The 18,951-nt window shown below is 45.0% G+C and carries 16 protein-coding genes; 7 read left to right on the forward strand and 9 right to left on the reverse strand.

Annotated features, from left to right (window positions below; genetic code table 11):
* Positions 1 to 329 precede the first annotated feature (329 nt).
* The 6 genes from Q0Y65_RS09120 to Q0Y65_RS09145 form a co-directional block, all read right to left on the reverse strand.
* On the reverse strand, positions 330 to 3,185 hold the full coding sequence (locus Q0Y65_RS09120) for a leucine-rich repeat protein (RefSeq protein WP_297959044.1): 2,856 nt from the start codon (positions 3,183 to 3,185) through the stop codon (positions 330 to 332).
* 309 nt (positions 3,186 to 3,494) lie between these two features.
* Entirely contained in the window at positions 3,495 to 4,247 is a 753-nt protein-coding gene (locus Q0Y65_RS09125) for an SOS response-associated peptidase (protein ID WP_297959046.1), read from the reverse strand.
* A gap of 162 nt (positions 4,248 to 4,409) precedes the next feature.
* A complete protein-coding gene (locus Q0Y65_RS09130; RefSeq protein ID WP_297959048.1) occupies positions 4,410 to 5,627 on the reverse strand; it encodes a leucine-rich repeat protein in 1,218 nt (405 codons plus the stop codon).
* A gap of 14 nt (positions 5,628 to 5,641) precedes the next feature.
* Positions 5,642 to 5,872 carry a hypothetical protein gene (locus Q0Y65_RS09135; protein ID WP_297959050.1) on the reverse strand — a complete coding sequence of 77 codons (231 nt, stop codon included), beginning with the start codon at positions 5,870 to 5,872 and terminating at the stop codon, positions 5,642 to 5,644.
* Positions 5,873 to 6,006: 134 nt separating this feature from the next.
* The gene (locus tag Q0Y65_RS09140) at positions 6,007 to 7,746 is read right to left on the reverse strand and encodes a hypothetical protein (RefSeq protein ID WP_297959052.1); all 1,740 of its coding nucleotides are present in this window, start codon (positions 7,744 to 7,746) and stop codon (positions 6,007 to 6,009) included.
* A 55-nt stretch (positions 7,747 to 7,801) separates the two neighbouring features.
* Positions 7,802 to 8,362 carry an RNA polymerase sigma factor gene (locus Q0Y65_RS09145; protein ID WP_297959054.1) on the reverse strand — a complete coding sequence of 187 codons (561 nt, stop codon included), beginning with the start codon at positions 8,360 to 8,362 and terminating at the stop codon, positions 7,802 to 7,804.
* A gap of 511 nt (positions 8,363 to 8,873) precedes the next feature.
* On the opposite strand from Q0Y65_RS09145, the gene Q0Y65_RS09150 reads away from it, so the two are divergent.
* From Q0Y65_RS09150 to Q0Y65_RS09160, 3 genes are all read left to right on the forward strand, one after another.
* Positions 8,874 to 10,445: a recombinase family protein gene (locus tag Q0Y65_RS09150; protein WP_297959056.1), complete on the forward strand. Its 1,572-nt coding sequence runs from the start codon at positions 8,874 to 8,876 to the stop codon at positions 10,443 to 10,445.
* 128 nt (positions 10,446 to 10,573) lie between these two features.
* The gene (locus Q0Y65_RS09155; RefSeq protein WP_297959058.1) at positions 10,574 to 11,653 is read left to right on the forward strand and encodes a hypothetical protein; all 1,080 of its coding nucleotides are present in this window, start codon (positions 10,574 to 10,576) and stop codon (positions 11,651 to 11,653) included.
* 82 nt (positions 11,654 to 11,735) lie between these two features.
* The gene (locus Q0Y65_RS09160; protein ID WP_297959060.1) at positions 11,736 to 12,350 is read left to right on the forward strand and encodes an N-acetylmuramoyl-L-alanine amidase; all 615 of its coding nucleotides are present in this window, start codon (positions 11,736 to 11,738) and stop codon (positions 12,348 to 12,350) included.
* 109 nt (positions 12,351 to 12,459) lie between these two features.
* Here Q0Y65_RS09160 and Q0Y65_RS09165 read toward each other — a convergent pair whose 3' ends face one another.
* A complete protein-coding gene (locus Q0Y65_RS09165; RefSeq protein WP_297959062.1) occupies positions 12,460 to 12,720 on the reverse strand; it encodes a TIGR03905 family TSCPD domain-containing protein in 261 nt (86 codons plus the stop codon).
* 202 nt (positions 12,721 to 12,922) lie between these two features.
* Here Q0Y65_RS09165 and Q0Y65_RS09170 point away from each other — a divergent pair, with 202 nt between their 5' ends.
* Entirely contained in the window at positions 12,923 to 13,879 is a 957-nt protein-coding gene (locus Q0Y65_RS09170; RefSeq protein ID WP_297959064.1) for a glycoside hydrolase family 25 protein, read from the forward strand.
* Positions 13,880 to 13,925: 46 nt separating this feature from the next.
* On the opposite strand, the gene Q0Y65_RS09175 is transcribed toward Q0Y65_RS09170, so the two are convergent.
* Together Q0Y65_RS09175 and Q0Y65_RS09180 are read right to left on the reverse strand one after the other, a co-directional pair.
* The gene (locus Q0Y65_RS09175; RefSeq protein ID WP_297959066.1) at positions 13,926 to 14,171 is read right to left on the reverse strand and encodes an IreB family regulatory phosphoprotein; all 246 of its coding nucleotides are present in this window, start codon (positions 14,169 to 14,171) and stop codon (positions 13,926 to 13,928) included.
* 201 nt (positions 14,172 to 14,372) lie between these two features.
* On the reverse strand, positions 14,373 to 14,921 hold the full coding sequence (locus Q0Y65_RS09180) for a 4'-phosphopantetheinyl transferase superfamily protein (protein WP_297959068.1): 549 nt from the start codon (positions 14,919 to 14,921) through the stop codon (positions 14,373 to 14,375).
* Positions 14,922 to 15,077: 156 nt separating this feature from the next.
* Here Q0Y65_RS09180 and Q0Y65_RS09185 point away from each other — a divergent pair, with 156 nt between their 5' ends.
* The 3 genes from Q0Y65_RS09185 (at position 15,078) to secA (ending at position 18,882) form a co-directional block, all read left to right on the forward strand.
* Positions 15,078 to 15,299: a hypothetical protein gene (locus tag Q0Y65_RS09185; protein WP_297959070.1), complete on the forward strand. Its 222-nt coding sequence runs from the start codon at positions 15,078 to 15,080 to the stop codon at positions 15,297 to 15,299.
* A 72-nt stretch (positions 15,300 to 15,371) separates the two neighbouring features.
* On the forward strand, positions 15,372 to 15,884 hold the full coding sequence (locus Q0Y65_RS09190) for a hypothetical protein (RefSeq protein WP_297959072.1): 513 nt from the start codon (positions 15,372 to 15,374) through the stop codon (positions 15,882 to 15,884).
* Between the two features lie 235 nt (positions 15,885 to 16,119).
* The gene (gene secA / locus Q0Y65_RS09195) at positions 16,120 to 18,882 is read left to right on the forward strand and encodes a preprotein translocase subunit SecA (protein WP_297959074.1); all 2,763 of its coding nucleotides are present in this window, start codon (positions 16,120 to 16,122) and stop codon (positions 18,880 to 18,882) included.
* Positions 18,883 to 18,951 lie beyond the last annotated feature (69 nt).

Genomic DNA, 18,951 nt, shown 5'->3' on the forward strand with positions numbered 1-18,951 from the left:
TGCTCTCAACCGGGAGCATTTTCCTGTTTGTTCAGTCTCTGGCGATTTCTTCTTATCATGGAGGAGCAGTACTGTAAACACGACTGCCATCAGGAATATTGTCCTCCCACCAGATGCCCTTGCATATCTGACGGTACATGCCACAGGCCCAGACGGCACCCCCGATCATTACTGTGCCGATGATACCCACAAGCGGTTCCGGTTTCGGATTCTTATACTCTCGCCAGTCAGCTCCTAACCAAGCAGACCGAGCGAAACTCGCTTCTACAATTATAAATTAAAATAGCCGCTTCAGACATTAACGTCAGAAGCGGCTATTATTATATTTATCAGTCTGCCAGTATCTTCTTGCGGAACTCTGTCACATCAAAGATATCAGCGTTTCCATCACCGTTAAGGTCAGCGGACTTGAACTGCTTTTCATTGAATGTATAAGTACCGAGGATATACCTGTTCATGAGAACAAGATCGCCTACATTGAACTGTCCGTCACCGTTGATATCGCCGTTCTTATACAGCTTGGTATCGTCTATAGCCTCAAATTTCAAGCCGTACATATTAGCGTAAGCCTCAGCGGTAGAGCCCTCATAGCCATGGATAACAGTTTCGGCAAGCGTCCTGCCCTTGACTTCTTGAAGCTCCTCAGCATATGTTCTTGCATCTGAATACAGCTTGTGATATCTTACCTCCTGAAGTCCTACGAGACCACTGCTCCATTCATAATGGATCTTGCGCATTGTCTGATCGCCTGCACATATCTCACATTCGGGATCATAGATATAGATATCTTTAAGAAATACAGCATTCTTGAAAGCATCATAATCTAGTACATGAGAGAAAACATCGGCTCTTACAAGGCCTGCGCTGTTCTCAGCGATCATTTCCCAGCTCATTTTTGTTACACTGCTCGGGATAGTTACATTGCCTGATGCACCGAAGCTTGCAACGCCCACAGTACCTTCCTTTATATTGATACTTCCGGGATAATTAGCCGGGCTGTGTTCCGGACCAACGAACCAACCGTCCAGATATCCCAGACCTTTTTCATATTTAACTACAGGAGTTTCGGTAAAGGCTTCACAGCCCACGTAATTCACGCTTTCGGGTATAGTTATATTTTTAAGTGAGGTACAGCCTGAAAATGCATTATCGCTCAGGATATCGAGATTTTCCGAAAGCTTTACTGTTTCAAGCTTTCTTGATGCACTGAAAGCACATCTGCCGATGATCTCAACACTGTCCGGGAGCTCGATGCTCTCAACATTATCAAGGCTGAAGAAAGCAAAATTCTCAATTGTCTTTACGCCGTCGGGAACAACTATCTTCTTGCCCGCATATCTTGACGGAACTTTTATGAGCTTTGTCATGTCCTTGCTGTAGATTATACCGTCAACAGATATAAGATAAGGATTATCCTCGGCTACATCGTAATAAGCGATACCGTCCTCAGCCGCATCTACAAGGCATACATATTTCTCAACAGTTGCAGGGATATGTACTATATCGGATTTACCCTGAAATACCTTTAAATTTTTCACAGGTACATCGTTTACGGTGGCAGGGATAGTTATCTCCTTTGGCACCTCTTTGCCATATGTGACTCTGCCCGAGCTTATCTGAGCAGTAGCGTATCCGCTGCTGTATACCCAGTAATCAACGCCGTTATCCATATCCTTGACAATTTCAGGGCCGACAAGTACATTCAAAGGCTCAAAGGCATCAAATACTCTTCTGTATTTAAGTGCATATTCCTCAGCTGTAGAGCCTTCAAATCCGCGGATTATAGTATCATACTTTGCAGGATTGCCTATCTTGATAGGTGCGGAATATACCTTCTCTACAGGCTGAACTTCTGCACTTGCAGAGGTATCATCTGTATTCAGGTTTGTTTTATTGGCTTTCTCCATGTAATGCCCTATCTTGGTTATTGTCGCGCTCGACGGGGCAATATCCTCATCAAGCTCTACCAGAGAAGTGTTTATAGCCTTCAGAGTATTTGCCGCTACATTTGCAGAAGTAACGCGAGTGTGCTTTACAGTATAATCGTTTTCTTCATCTATGTCAGTTTTGCTCTCCGGAGCTTCCTTAGGTTCTCTCCAGTATGAAGGTATAGTAATTGCGTCATCCTCTATCTTACAGTCGCGGTCATTTATCCATACTTCCTTTACAGTCGGGCAGGAAATGCTTCTTGCAGGAATAGCAGAACAGTTAAATACGACCAGTTCCAGAGGCATATAAATTCCCAAGGCAAGAAATCTGCCAATATGTCTGACTGATGCAGGAACTGTTATTACCTTAAGATTGTTTTTTTCACTGAAAAGGCCTTCGATAGTACCAACTGTATCTGCACGTATATCAGCACGTTCTATATCGTTATCTGCGCCTACAGCCCACTTGTCAACGTAGTGAATACCGTCCTCAACAACGATAGCACCGGAGTCCCTGAAAGCTTCAAAATAAATATTCTCAACAGAATCCGGTATTTTGAGATCCTTCAGAGCTTTTGTTCCAATAAATGTATCCTGATTTATCTCTTTTACACCGTCAGGGATATTTACAGAGATCAGATTGATACAGCCTGCAAAAGCACCGACGCCTATCTCTCTTACGTTATTGCTTACCTCTATCTTTGTAAGATTATGACACGCAATAAAAGCATAAGGATCTATTGTCTCTGCTTCATCGGCTATCTTTATCTCAGTTGCACTGTTTGAAGGTGGGAAAGCAATAACTGTTTTCATATCTTTGCTGTAAAGTATACCGTCAACAACTGTAAATGCTTCGTTGTCCTCGATAACAGCTATTTCCTCGATAGTCTGCTCTGCTATATCATTCCAGTCAAAAACGCTTACATTCTTGCCTAGAGTCAGCTTTTTGATCTTGGAACAGTCCCTGAATGCACCCCATTCTATACCTACAACAGGCGTATTGTCAATAGTCTCGGGAACTGTGAATTCCTCAATATTATGATCGCTGACATAATGAACGGCTGCATATCCGCCTTTAAAGATATTATATGTAACGCCGTCTTCCGTCTCGCTGTACATAGCACTATCGAAATTATATTCCACAGCAGCTTCTGTTTCTGAAACTGTCTCAGCAGCCGCATTGAACGGCACAGTTGCTACAGAACTTGTGATGACAGTAAGTGCAGCAAGAATTGAAATAACCCCCTTGATTTTCATAATAATTTACCTCCTATATCAAAAATATATACAGTATATATACTACAATAAATTATATCAGTTGTGTTTCTGTATGTCAATATTTTTGCTGCGAAGCTATCCAGACTTTCTAAATGTTGCTCTTGACTTTTTTATGTTGATATTGTATTGTTGCAAATCCGATGCGCCAGATTAGTATAGTTTATTTGCGAAGGGAAGAAATAAGGAATAATGCGAGCAGTAAGACTTATTTCTGACCAACATTGAGCAAGTCGCAGGTTCGGGTTTTGTCAACCACGCCGAAAAACAAATTGCCTGTATTGCGAATTTTTACCGATATTCAGGTGGCTTTCTTATATTCTGAAAGCAGCTGTGATTCTGTATAAGCACTTTAATAACATAAAAAACACACAGAAAACCACACGAAATAGAGTAGTGATACAAAGCTAATAAAAGAAGCAGCTCCCGTAAGGGAGCTGCTTTCTTATAAACTGATTTTACTTTCTCAACTATAGCACTGGGATTTCTGTCAGGACGTATCCAGTCCTTCACGTCTTCCTTATCCAGTATAAGCGGCATTAGGTCATGTATATCTCTTACAATACCGACTGCTTCTTTGGTGAGCACAGTGAACATAGGGATCTGCATACCGCTGTGTTCCTCATATCGATATAAACCAGCGATATACGTTATATCAGAGCCTTCGGTCTGAATAGCAAACTTGACCTTTTTAGTATTCCGGTGCCCGACCATACTGCGACTGTCTTTTTCATATACAGGATATCCCCACTCATAATACCAAGAGGCAGGAATTACACATCTTCGCCTGTACCAGGAGTCTCTCCACATAGTTTTTCTGTCAGCGGTCTCTATGCGGCAGTTTGCAAGAGGCTTTGGAGTTGCTTTATGTGTAAATCCCCATGCCATAGGGAATATAGCTATTTTTCCTTGCTTGTTCGACGCAAGAACAGGTGCTATATCTGACGGATACAAGTCACCGGACATGGATAGGCTCTTTCCAAGCTTTACTGACATTTCCTGAGCAAAGGGCATTTTTCTTATTTTTATGAGTACTTCGGCCATTTACTTTGGTTCTATACGCAATGACATACACATGCAACTCACCTCCAAGCACAACGAGATTGGAATATATGTTCTGCCACGATTATATCATATGAAGATACATTTGTCAAGATAAAAGAAGGACCGCCCGTTAAAGGGCGGTCATCAAATTAGTATATTTTCTTAGTTCTTTTTCATATATTCTTCCATTGACATAGGAGTGTCTTTTGTAGTCGATACATACGCATAGTACGCAAGAATACTCGATGCGTCTACGGCATTGATATCTCCGTCGTGGTCAACATCTGCTGCAAGCTTTTGCTCCTCATCATATCTACTGTCCTGATTTGTTGAGGTCAGTGCATAATAAGCAAGAACTGATGAAGCATCTACTGCGTTTACATTCCCGTCAAAGTTCACATCTCCCATGTCAGAATCAACGGGTACAAAGATGCGATCATACTTATTGGCGTAAGCCTCGGCAGTAGAGCCTCTGTATCCTTTGATAATACCTGTATAGGCATAACCGGCACCGTTGGTAAAGGTCGAATTCATGTCGCTTATATCACATTCGGGATTAAGTATGCAGACCTTTTCAAGAGAATTGCAGCTCTGAAAAGCACTCGGTTCTATTTTCTCTACCGATTCGGGTATTGTCACCGATTTCAGTGATCTGAATCCCTCAAAAACACGGCTTTCTATTATCTTCACCGAATCAGGGATAACGACCTCTGTTACTGACCAATATCCCCAACCCTGAAAACATCTCCGACCTATACATTCAACTCCGTCAGGTATGACAATCTTTTCCGTATCGATTCTTGCAGCAAGAAGAACACCGTTTATTACCACAAAAGGCGACTTCTCAAGCTGCTCTTCCTCCCATTTGGTGCCTGAGAAAGCCCCGCCTTCTATCTTTGTGGCTGTTGAGGAGATCGTTATTTCCGCATTACTACAGGACTTAAAAGCCTCATGTTCGACTACCGTCACAGAAGCGGGTATTACGATGGAAGTGAGAGCGCTGCATTCAGAAAACGCAACAAAGCCAATGGTTTTCAGAGTATCGGGAAGGGTAACGGACACAAGGTTCTTACAAGAATTAAAATTCTGATCTCCGACTCTTGTTATCCCTTTGCTTATAACCACCTTTTTTATAAGATCTCTTTCTTTTACCCACGGAGTATTTTTGACAGGACCTACATCGCCCATATCTCCCTTGCCTTTGACTACCAGGGTACCGTCACTGTCCAGTTGCCAGCTGATATTCTCACCATAGTTGCCGCTGTCAACTATGGTTGCAGCTTCAGCCGAAAGAGTTACAGGTACTCCCAGCGAAAGTGCTGTCGTTCCCAACGGTATTACAGCACATATCAACGCTGCTACTATTCTTTTACAATTCATAGTATACCTCCTGTCTATTCAACATCCAAGAACTTTTCTATGACAGCCATTATCTCTTCAAGGCGCTTACCTCCGATACCTTTTATCTTGCTGAGTTCTGCCTCAAGAGCCGGGAGATCAATTGTCTTGCCCTGTTCTCCGAGAAGCTCGTCTCCATACTGGAGAATGAACTTTGTAAGCTCCTCGCGGTTCATCTTCTTGATCTTCTTATACGTGTCTCTGTCAATAATCTCTTGATTTGCCATATATAGATCCTTTTTTTGTTTCTTGTAACCTATTATACCATATCATTTATACCATGTAAATACATAAATCAGAACCGATATATCATTACATGAAAAAGCTCCGCGATATGCGGAGCTTTGTTTTTAATTCAGTTTTATCCCCAGTAAGCTAAAAGCTTGCCGTCACAGCCGCGGATATAAAAGAACGGAACGGTGCCAGGGGTTGCTATATGATATTTTCCGTCCTCTGACGAACCTGAAAATAACGTAGGATAGAATACCCATATGTCATAGTCCTCATGATAGTTTGCTACATATATAGGATTGTCTCTGTATACTGTTATGCCATTAGGTTTTACTATATATTCTTTGTTTTGATTATCTATATATTCCTGACCTCGGAGGTTGAGCAATATCTCTTTGCCTTTTTCGATAGCGTCTTCTTCATCGACAATTGGACCAAGTACCCTTTCAAATGGTACTATCTCAGCTTTATGGAGCATATAGTTTATTTCGTTCTTGTAATCGACCATATTTCCGTTTTCATCCATTGCCTCGTAAGAGCCCTCATAGGAACCATCCCAACCATTATGTTCTGACATATAAAACTCTCTTACAAGCTCTTCATCAGTCTGCTCTGTTTTTACAGGTTCATCTTCCGGTTCTTCCTCAGGAGGTGCAGTTTGTTCGGTAGTAGTAACTGTAGTCGTTTCAGCTGTAGTTGTTGTAGATGTAGTTACTGCTGTTGTGGTTGTTTTTGCCTCGATGGAATACTTATCATCGTACTTGCCGCTTGCAATGTCTTTGAGTACAGTCTCAAACTCTTTAATGTCGATATAGTAGTCTGAACAGCCTGTAGGGATATCACCGTATTCGGTCAACTCATATTCACAGAGGTTGGCAGCACCATTGCTGCTGATGTAGTATGTCAATCTGCGGGTAGTTGTGCTGCTTGTCTTATAATAGCAGGCAACAGTAAAGAGCAAATCATTGCTGTTATATTCGATAGACTTATCTTTTTGCAGCATACCAACGAAATCATCTCTGAGGAAGCACTGAAGAGCGTTGTATGAATTTTGAACATCGGAAATAAATGCTTCTGAATCGTATCTCTTACAGCGTTCTACAATACCATTCCGGAATTCGCCCTGAGTGAGATACATTTTATCTCTTTTAGAGAGATATTCGCTTGTATCGGGAACGTCACTGCTCAGGATATCCTGTATGCCATTATCAAGAGCTTCATAATCAATATTATATACTGAGCTTTCGATGATAGGATAATTAAAGCAGTTGCCGTCAGGCTGACATTTTTTGGCTAAATAATATGATTTTCCGTTCTCTGTCACATAGACATAAAACCATACGTCACCCTTTCGCCAACTGATCGCATATCCCTTGCCATTATATCCGTCGCCTTCAAAGTTATTGAAATCAGGGATATCCATTTCTTTGATATCGTTTCCTTCGCCCCAGGTAAAATTATTCAAGAATACAGCGAGCTTATCATATGTTTCAGATGAATAATCAGTTGAATCTTCGTCATATGACTCATTGAGACTACATAATCCGAAATATACCTGCTTGAAATCAACGAATGGAGCAACAGCGCCGGAATCAACTATATTATCAGACTCGGTCGATTCTGTGTAAAAAACATCTTTCTCGGCTAAAGCTGATTTATTAGCCTTATTTTTGTGGAGCAGGAAACCTGTAGCACCTAATCCCGTTACAAGTACAGCAGCGGCAGCCAATGAGCTTACTATACGCAGCGTGTTGTTCGAGGAATTTATATTATCTGTGCCGGTTACTTCCTCGGTGTATTCATCTTCATTTGTGGCTTCTGTTTTATTATTTTTTGCAGAAAAAAGTTTTTTTAACTTAGAGTTCTTCATTTTCTTTTCCTCCTCATATTGAGCTATGCGGCGGTGTACATTCTCGATCATCTCTTCATGTCTCAACATATTCAAACCCCTCCGTTTCAAGCTGTGATCTGAGTGATTTACGAGCACGATATAGAATGGATTCAAGGCTGCGGAGGCTCTTTCTCATGATCCTTGCAGCTTCTTTGTTACTAAATCCTTCAAAATAAATGAGCCATAACACCTGTTGATATTTCGGATTGAGTTTTCGCATTGCCTTATGTATCATAATCTGTTGTTCTTTCCTGATATAAGCCTCTTCAACAGCAGTTTCATCATCTATCATTTCAGGTGTATCTTCAATAGAAATACAGTTCTTCCTTGAATCTTTGCGAATATAATCTACCGCAAGATTTCTGGCGATGGTATAGAGCCATGTCTTGAACGAGCTTTTTTCCTTGAATTTCGGTTTTTTTGTGCCAAGCAGGACAAAAGTATCTTCGGCAATCTCTTCGGCTTTCTGAACATTCCCGACTATGCTTGCCAGGTAAAGTATCAGACCATCGCAGTATTCTATTATTATCTCATCTAATCCGTGTACATCACTATTGTCACGAAAACGGCGGTAGCTACTTGCACCGTTATCCATTGACAAACTCCTTTCCGAAAGCTTTTCCTGTGCTTTCACTTATTAGACGATATGAGAAGAAAAAACTACGCGCTTTTTCTACATTTTTTAAAATATTCGTTTTATATGAAATATGCTGTATTTTTTATGGCGTTTTTGTTTATGCTGCATCTTAGTATTACAAATGACTTTTTCTCTACTGTTGTTAACAGAACTAAAATATTTCAAAGAATAACGTTTCCTCCAATCGGAGGGGATTCTTTCTATTTATTTTATTTAAGTGTCTTTACAATTATATTATATCCTGTTGAGGTAAGAAGGTCAAGCATAACATATATAATGATCGTCTCGAATACAATTGAAAGGCAGGTGATAAATAATGGATGATAAAATATATACCAAAAGCAGCTTCAAAACGGCTGATATCGAGCGTTTGAAAAAAGCTGTCACAGAGAAGATAGAGAAGCTCGTAAACCGTCAGGTGAAGAGAACAAACTGAACAAAAACATATTAAAACAAGGAGGTGAGGTCAATGCCGAAGGTAGCTATATATTGTCGTTTGTCCATAGAAGACAAGGATAAGGCAGAGAATGATTCAAGCGCAAGTATACAGAATCAAAAGGCAATGCTTCGTGATTACTGTCATGAGCGCGACTGGGAGATATATGACATTTATGTTGATGACGGGTACAGTGGCATTGACCGCAGCCGTCCTGAATTCAACCGTATGCTCAGGGACTGCGAGACTGGAAAAATCGACATCGTCTTGTGCAAAGACCAATCCCGTTTTTCCCGTGATACTGTAATCGTTGAAAAGTACATCAACGACAAATTTCTTGAATGGGGCATACGCTTTATCGGAGTTGCTGACAACGCTGATACGGAGAACGAGAGCTATTCCACGATGCGGCTGTTCACTAGTGCCTATAATGAAATGTACGTCAAGGACATTTCCTCGAAAATTCGGCGTACCCTCGCTTATAAGCGAGAGCAGGGGCAGTTTATAGCCTCTTTTGCGCCATACGGTTATCAAATTGATCCCGAGGACAAGCACCACCTCGTTATCGACGAGGAGACCGCACCTGTTGTGCGGATAATATTTGATATGTATGTCAGCGGCGAGGGCTACCGCAGGATAGTTCAGGAGCTGAATACCGACGGTATCGTAAGTCCAACTGAGTATAAGCGTCAGAAGGGCTCAAAGTACGTTAATACTAATGCTGATACAAGCAATGCACATGGGCTTTGGACGCAGTCAACTGTTGCAAGGATTTTACATAACGAGGTGTACACCGGGACGCTTGTGCAGGGGAAGTCTCACCACATCAGCTACAAAAATAAGAAGCGTAAGCAGGTGGAGCAGGCGGAATGGGTACGAATACCGAATGCCCATGAGCAGATAATCGACGCTGAAACATGGTCACGCACACAGGAACGTCTTAACAGCCATGGTAGAGTGGGAAAACGCTCACAGGAGCTCCCACCGCTGTCAGGCAAGGTAAGATGTGCTTGCTGTGGACGTCCCATGAAACGGAATATTTATTATAACAAGGCAAAGACCATAAAGTACTATGGTATGCAATGCGCCACATATAAGACTGGCGCAATGAACTGCCCCAATAAATCAAGTATCAGCGGTCTTATCCTCGAAAAGCATATCCTTGACGAGCTTAACATAATCGTGGAGCAGTTCTGCAATGCTGACGAGATTAAGCTTGCGGATATTCACTCCGAACAGCTAAAGGAGCTTAATCGCAGACTCAGTACACTTGAAGACAGGCATAAAACAGCTAAGGAGCGCCTTGTTAAGGTGTACAAGGAGAAGCTTGACGGATTATTGTCAGATGACGACTATGCAATGTTCCGTAAGAGTCTAAACGATGAGGAGAACGATCTTGCGGAACAGGTAGCAGAGGTAAGTAAGCTGATTTCGGTCTGCCGAAAGCGTCAGGAGAATGCTGAGGGGCAGAAGGCTCTGATCAGGCAGTATACTCACTTTGACAAGCTTGACCGTAATATCGCCGACGAGTTCATTGACTATGTCGAAATAGGAGAGAGCGGCAAGAACGGAGAGCGCGAGATTCATATTCACTGGAAATTATAACGGTATGCTGTTATGCGGCATACCGTTATTTTTATGAAAATATGTTTACAACTTCTATATGGTGTGATATAATAAAAATAATGATATTTGTATCGTACAGCGTACAATTTGAGGAGGAGCGTGATAAAATGGGTTATAAGGTAATGCACAGAGATAAGATTATTGCACTTGCAGATGAAAACGGAATATCGGAAATACTTGACAAGGCGCTTTGCCCTGCCTGTTTTGTATTAGGAATGCCGCTTGAAATATGGCTGGATAACAGAATAGTTGATATTCACCGCTCCCATTCGAGAAAGCTGTTCAAGGCTCTGAGACTGCGTACTCCTGATGATTTAGGTCAGGTAATAGATATCGGACACGGAATCTCTATTACCGATAACTGGTGGATACAGCGGTCTGATGAAACATTGGACTATCGTTCGCTGAAAAAGTATAATGAGGAGCTTGCTGATATAGCACTTTATGGTGCTTCTGCTTCAAACAGCGGAGATACTTCGGGCTACAGAGAGCTTGGTACAGTAGGCAGCTATGAAAAGGCATGGCGATATATCGATGATGCTTGGTATATGTTCAAACAGGGAAATACACAAGAGCTTATCAGCGAATACTATGCCTATCTTTTCCTCAAGGCTATGGGCGTAAATGTTGCTGAGTATGAGCGGATGTCCTATACTTCTGAGGAAACAGGTATTACTTCTGATTTTATTGTATCAAAAGATTTTACTGATAATGCAAAGGTGGATTTCGAGCCCTTTTGTAATTATTTCAGCGATCATGACGAGCCTGAATATATAATTCCGAGACTTGATGAAAAGCTGATAACGCCTTATGTTATGATGATATTCTATGACGCTCTGCTCCATAATGACGACCGTCATAATCAGAACGCAGGAGTTCTGCGGAACAGCACCACAGGTGAAATTATCGGGCTTGCTCCGTATTTTGATTATAATCTCGGACTTATTGCAACAGGTGTGCCGAGGATAGATGCCGAAAAAGGAAATATCTTCACAGACAACTTCCTTGCTAATGATGTATGCAGAACGATTCTGAAAGCCAATCTTCCAAAACGTGAAAAGATAATTGAAGCAATCGGTGCCGCTTCAGCGGGAGTCAGAATACCGGGAACAATATTGCTTGTAAAGCTTGATCCTATCATGAATTATATCAGAGATACCTATGATTATCTCGCAAACCATATCTGAGAATGTGATCCATAGAGTTTTCGCTCTATGGATCTTTTTTACTCTTGACAAATAAAAAATACATGATATAATATATGTACAAATGCCTGTTTTAAGCCAAAAACGCGACTTAGTTTTAGTTGATTCGCCGCACGGCGGCATAGACGGCGGCTGCACATCTGCGGAGGGTGTTCCCGAAAAAGGCATAAACCTGGATATACTGCTGCGGCTCCGCGATCTGCTGGAGGTCAGCGGCTACGAGGTCAGAGTTACCAGAGATACAGACAGATCTATCCACGATGAGGGGATAGAGGGTATCGCCGCGCAGAAAAGCTCGGATATGGATAACCGCCTTGCAGTGTTCAACGGAAGCGATAACGCGGTATGCGTTTCCATACACCAGAACCAGTTCACCGATCCCAGATTCAAAGGGGCGCAGATGTTCTACTCGGGCAGCAACAGCTCCAGCGAAGCTCTTGCAAGGGCGCTCCAGGACAGATTCAGGGAGCTTCTTCAGCCCGAAAACGACCGCGAGATAAAGCTGTGCGGAAAGGAGCTCTTTCTCTGCTATTACAGCGAGAACCCAACGGTCATGGCGGAGTGCGGCTTCATGTCCAATCCCGATGAGGCAGCGCTGCTGAATACGGAGGAATACCGCGGAAAGGTGGCCTTTACCCTCCTTGCGGGGATAAATGATTTTGTGGGGAGGAAAAAGTAAGGAGACGCAAAAATGATGGATAAATCAGGGCACGTCAGCCGGTGAGAGGCTATACTCAGACAAAAAGATCCCCGCGGCGGTCTGCTGCGGGGATCGGATATATATGGTCTTATGCGTTCTTCTGTGCCTCGTAGGCCTCGCGGACTGCCACGCAGAGCTGATCTGCGCAGGATGTGGGCTTCATGCCGCAGGTGTTGCCCTTGAGCTTTGCCTCTATCTCCTCCACTGTCCAGCCGTCAAGCACCTTTGACAGTGCCTTGAGGTTGCCGTTGCAGCCTCCCACGAATCTTATATTTGTGATGACGCTGCCCTCGATATTGAAGCTGATCTCCTGTGCACAGACCTTCTTCGTTTTGTAGGTGTAATCCATGATATTCCTCCGTTCATGATTTTTTTCTGCATATAGATTTTACACCATTGCCGTGCAATAATCAATGTTTTTTTTCTGAAAATTCTGTGAAACCCCCGAAAGTGACAAAACTGTTATCATATACAGCAAAAATAATGTTTACAAAGGTCGGAAAATGTGGTATCATATACTTACAAAAATATAAAAAACAATGGAGGACAAAATGGCAGACAACAAAAAACGTATACGCTTCAGGAGCATTGCCATACTGGAAGCGGTCATCATACTGCTCCTTGCGGTGGGACTGATCTGGGTGGGCTTCATAAAGGGCAGGAACGACGCCGTACCTGCTAATGCTGATCCGGATAAGCCACAGGTACGCAGAAGGGCAGTCATCGACAAGGAGGAGTCGTTCTATCAGCTGGACGGCAAGAAGCTCCTTATGAACGACAGTACATACGGACAGATATTCGTGCCCATATACGGAGATGTGCCTGCGAGCACTCTCAACCTGGACGGCCTTACCATGAGGAACGGCTACGCATACTACGAGGAGAACGGTCAGGTCATATCCACCACGGGAATAGATATCTCGGAGTTCCAGGGTGAGATAGACTGGGAGCAGGTGAAGCAGGCGGATATAGATTTTGCATTTATCCGTGTGGGCTACCGCACCTACGGCGACGGTATCATCACCTACGATTCAGCGTTCCAGCGCAATATCGAGGGCGCACAGAAGGCAGGCATAAAGGTGGGAGCCTATTTCTACTCTCAGGCTACCAACGCAGACGAGGCTGTTGAGGAAGCAGACGCCATGATAGACGCTCTTGCTCCCTACGATATCACTTACCCCGTTGTATACGACTGGGAGATAGTACATACCGACAGCGCCCGTACCGACGACGTCAGCGTTGAGGCTCTTGCGGACTGCTGCGTGGCTTTCTGCGAGAGGATAAAGGATTCGGGCTACACTCCCATGGTCTACCAGAACACGGGAACAGCCATGCACAAGCTGGATCTCCCGAGGATAAAGGACTACGACTTCTGGCTGGCAGAGTACGGCGACAAGCCTTCGTACTACTATGATTTCAAGATCTGGCAGTATTCAAATACGGGACATATCCCCGGCATCGAGGGCGACGTTGACCTGAATATATGCTTCAGGCCTTACGGCAGCTGAGATAACTTATAAAAAACAAAAGGACGGTTCGTGACCGTCCTTTTTATTATGCGTTAAGATATGACCTTACAAGCACCTGCAAAAGCTCGTCACGGTCGATGTGACGGATAAGGTTCCTTGCGTTATTGTGGGTCGTGATGTATGTAGGATCCTCTGAGAGGATGTAGCCTACTATCTGATTAACGGGGTTGTATCCCTTCTGGGTGAGAGCGTCGTAGATTATCGTGAGATTTTTCTTCAGCTCTGCTTCTCGGTCCTCGTTGACGGAGAACGTCATTGTTTTATCGAACATATTATCAGCCTCCCGCTGTTGTGGAATACTTCTGGTGGAAGAAGCTTGTACATTATATTATACCCTATAATCGGCGGCAGTGCAAGGGAAAACGAGTATTTTTCCCGATTTGACTGAATTTCATTGCTTATTTTATGAAATATGCACAGGCAAAGACGTTGATAGAGAGCGTTTTCCACATAACGGCAGAGCCTTTATGTATCATTTCTCCGTTCCGTCGGAGTCTTCGAGCTCGCAGACCGCCGTTACGAAACGGCCTCCGTCAATGATGTACTGCCTGAAGCGGCAGTCCCTGCGGTCGGATATTATCTCATTGCCGCGGAAGCTGAACTCCACCTCGTTCATGGGATAGGATATACCTATGCCAATGGCCTTCACATAGGCCTCCTTGAGGGTCCACAGGCGGAAGAACAGGATATCACGCTCATTTTCGGGGGCGGACTCCACCATTTCGCGCTCCTTTTCCGAGAAGGCGCGTTTCATCACATTGGGACGGTAATTCCTGACCTTTTCGCAGTCTATGCCGCATTCGCGGCGGGAGACTATACAGGCGGCTATGCCGTCGGCGTGGGAGATATTGTAGTGTATGTCGGGGCGCTCCGAAAGGGAGGGCTTGCCCATTTTTCCTTTTGTTAAGGGAGTAGCTTCGCTGTAGTTCACGCCAAGGGGCTTCAGACATTCCCTGAGAAGCCTGTGAGCGTGTTCGCGGACGGCTTTTTTGTCCAGGTCTGTAATGGATATCATAAGCATTTTCATCACCACCGTTATTATATCATGTTTTGCGGCTCCTTTGCAACAGGAAATGACAAATGTCACTGCGGAAATGACAGAATACATCTTCATTAATGTGCATTATAGTGCTATTATGTATGCAGAGAGATCCTGCGTGTGTATAGGAGGAGATCTATGGAGAATATCAGGATAGCTTTATTTATAGCCCTGCCGTTTATCATAATGTGCATTATCGGCGGAATCGTCATGTTTACGTCAAAGGACAGGAAGGAAGATAAACAGGGGACGGGGCTTTTTCTGACAGGACTTGTTCTGAGTCTGCTGGTGATATCGGTGGTCGTATCAACGCTGAATGATATAGATTCCTGCTGCACCGGGATAGGCGCTATGGGCTGAATTTATCGTTATCTCTTGATTTACCGCCTGTCGGGTGCTATAATATAAACACATCATAAAGGAGGGACGGCTATGGAGCATATACTTGTTCTTGCAGGTGCGGCAGTTATAATTGCCCTTGCGGTTTTTCTGTCAAAGCTGACCAAGGGAACGGCGCAGACGGTAAATACCGCGGCAGACGTTCACAGATACAGGAACGGCGGACACCGCCGCACAGGCAGAGAGCCGGAGCTGTGGCACTACGCCGACGGCGGCACGGGTCTGGCGCTGAAATACACTATAGACGGCGAGGAGGTCAAGGGCGTTCTTGACCGCGGATTCACCTTCAGCGAGGAGGAGCTGCGCTCCATGGCGGAGGCGGGGGAGGATATAGATATCATCACCGATCCCGACAATCCGAAGCGGTTCTGCCTTGCAAGGGAGTTTTATTCCTCGGGGCACAGCGAGAGATTTCTGGCTGAGCACAGAAAGACGGTCGGCAGCGTTAAAATGACCTGGTTCAACGTAAAGGCCGTCATCTTCTTTGCGGAGCTGGCAGTGGGAGCGTTCCTGGTATTCAGCTTTCTGGCAATGTTTGCGAAATGATACGCAGCTGCCGCGGAGAAGCTGCGTTGCAAGGATAATATATCCTTAAAAACGCCTTATTCATCTGCGGAAAAGTGCGAAAAAATGACATTATTGACGAAATAGCGGACTCTGTCCGCTATTTGTCATCATAGGTATTGACAAACAAATACGTTTGTTGTACAATATATTATGTGTATTTATACAATGTATCAGACTCACACTATAATTAAGATTGTAAAGGCGGAAAACTAAAATGGGTTTATTCAAAAACATTTTCGGTTCTAATGCTTACTCCAACCGCGAGCTGAAGCGCATAGAGCCTATAAAGAATAAAGTACTCGAGCTGGATGAGGAATATCAGGAGCTCTCCGACGCTGAACTGAAGGCAAAGACTGCCGAATTCAAGGAGAGACTGGAGGACGGCGAGACCCTCGACGATATCCTCCCCGAGGCTCTTGCAACTGTAAGAGAAGCAGCATGGCGTGTCCTCGAGAAGAAGCCCTATCCCGTACAGATCATCGGTGCTATCGTTCTTCATCAGGGACGTATCGCCGAAATGAAGACCGGTGAAGGTAAAACTCTCGTTGCCTGCGTAGCTTCATACCTCAACGCACTTTCGGGTCTCGGCGTTCACGTCGTTACCGTTAACGATTACCTTGCAAAGACTCAGGCAGAGGAAATGGGCAAGGTGCTCCGCTGGCTGGGACTTACCGTAGGATGTATCCTCCACGGCCTCAACAACGACCAGCGCCGTGCAGCTTACAACTGCGACGTTACATACGCTACAAATAACGAGCTGGGCTTCGATTACCTCCGTGACAACATGGTAACTCACAAGGAGGAGCGCGTTCAGCGTGCCCCAAACTTCGCTATCGTGGACGAGGTGGACTCCATCCTCATCGATGAGGCCCGTACTCCTCTTATCATTTCCGGACGCGGCGACAAGTCCACAGACCTCTATGCTATCGTTGACCGCTTCGCAAAGACACTTACTCCTACCACAGTCGTTGAAATGGACGACAAGCAGGATCAGGACGCTCTCAACGAGGACGCCGACTACATCATCGACGAAAAGGCCAAGACCGCTACTATCACTCAGCGCGGCGTTAAGAAGGCAGAGCAGGCGTTCAGAGTCGAGAACCTTATGGATTCCGAGAACATGACCCTTCTCCACCACATAAATCAGGCTATCAAGGCCAACGGCGTAATGAAGAACGATATCGACTACGTTGTCAAGGACGGCGAGATCATCATCGTTGACGAGTTCACAGGCCGTCTCATGATGGGACGTCGATTCAACGACGGTCTCCATCAGGCTATCGAGGCCAAGGAAGGCGTTAAGATCAAGAGCGAGTCAAAGACTCTGGCTACCATCACTTTCCAGAACTTCTTCCGTCTGTATACAAAGCTGTCGGGTATGACAGGTACGGCTATGACCGAAGAGGACGAGTTCAAGGAGATCTACAAGCTGGACGTTATCGCTGTTCCCACCAATAAGCCCGTTATCCGTATCGATCACAACGATCAGGTATATACCACCGAAAAGGGCAAGTATTCCGCTATCATAGACAAGATCATCGAGTGCCACGAGAAAGGACAGCCTATCCTCGTCGGTACCGTATCCATCGAGAAGTCGGAGCTCCTCTCCGCTATGCTCAAGAGAAAGGGCATCAAGCATGAGGTGCTCAACGCTAAGCACCACGCAAAGGAAGCCGAGATCGTCGCTCAGGCAGGTAAGTACGGCGCCGTTACCATCGCTACCAACATGGCAGGACGTGGTACCGATATCATGCTGGGCGGTAACGCAGAGTTCCTTGCAAGAGCAGAGCTGAGAAAGCGCGAGATCCCCGAGGAGATCATCACAGAGGCTATCGGCTTCGCCGATACCGAGGACGAGGAGATCCTGGCGGCAAGAAAGCTCTACCGCGAGCTTTACGATAAGTACAACGCAGAGGTAAAGGAAAAGGCTGTTGCCGTCAAGGAGGCAGGCGGACTTTATATCCTCGGTACAGAGCGTCATGAGTCACGCCGTATCGACAACCAGCTCCGCGGACGTTCAGGACGTCAGGGCGACGAGGGCGAAAGCTGCTTCTTCCTTTCCGTAGAGGATAACCTCATGCGTATCTTCGCAGGCGACCGCCTCGAGAACCTTATGAAGACCCTCAACGTTGACGAGGAGACCCCCATCGAGAGCAAGATGCTCACAAGAATCATCGAGTCCTCACAGAAGAAGGTGGAGGGACAGAACTTCAGCATAAGAAAGAACGTCCTCAACTACGACGACGTTATGAATACACAGCGTGAGATCATCTACAAGCAGAGATCACAGGTGCTTGACGGAGAGGACCTCCACGAGAGCATCCTCAAGATGTCAGAGGATCTTATCAACAGCACGGTTGACACCTATCTCGTTGATGACGAGGTCAAGGACGACTGGAACCTTGTTGGTCTCAAGGAGCACTTCATGGGCTGGCTCATCGGTCCCGACGACCTCAACTACGACGAGGACGACCTGGACGACGTATCCAAGGAGGATATCGTCAACGAACTCAGCACCAAGGCAGGAGAGATCTACGAGGCCAAGGAAGCAGAATACGGCTCAGAGGTTATGCGTGAGCTGGAGAGAGTTATCCTCCTGAAGGTAGTAGATACCAAGTGGATGGCTCATATCGACGACATGGAAGAGCTGAAGAAGGGTATCGGACTCCGCTCCTACGGCCAGAAGAACCCCGTTATCGAGTACCGTTACGAGGGCTTCGAGATGTTCGACGCTATGGTCGAGTCTATCCGTGAGGATACTATCCGTATGCTCCTTACTGTCAAGCTCCAGAAGAACGAAGCTCCCGAGCGTGAGCAGGTAGCCAAGCCCGATGCACCCAATGCAGGCGCAGGTGACGGAAGCTTCACAGACGAGCCTGTACGCTCAAAGAAAATAGGCGATAACGATCCGTGCCCATGCGGAAGCGGCAAGAAGTATAAGAAGTGCTGCAAGGCTAAGGATATGGCGAATAAGTAATATTCACACAGGGGCGGATCCGCGCCCCTTTTGTGCATTACCGCCTGAAAGAACGGCACAGAAGGCTTT

Origin of the sequence: uncultured Ruminococcus sp., from assembly GCF_947301925.1 — a bacterium.
Lineage (GTDB): Bacteria > Bacillota > Clostridia > Oscillospirales > Ruminococcaceae > Ruminococcus.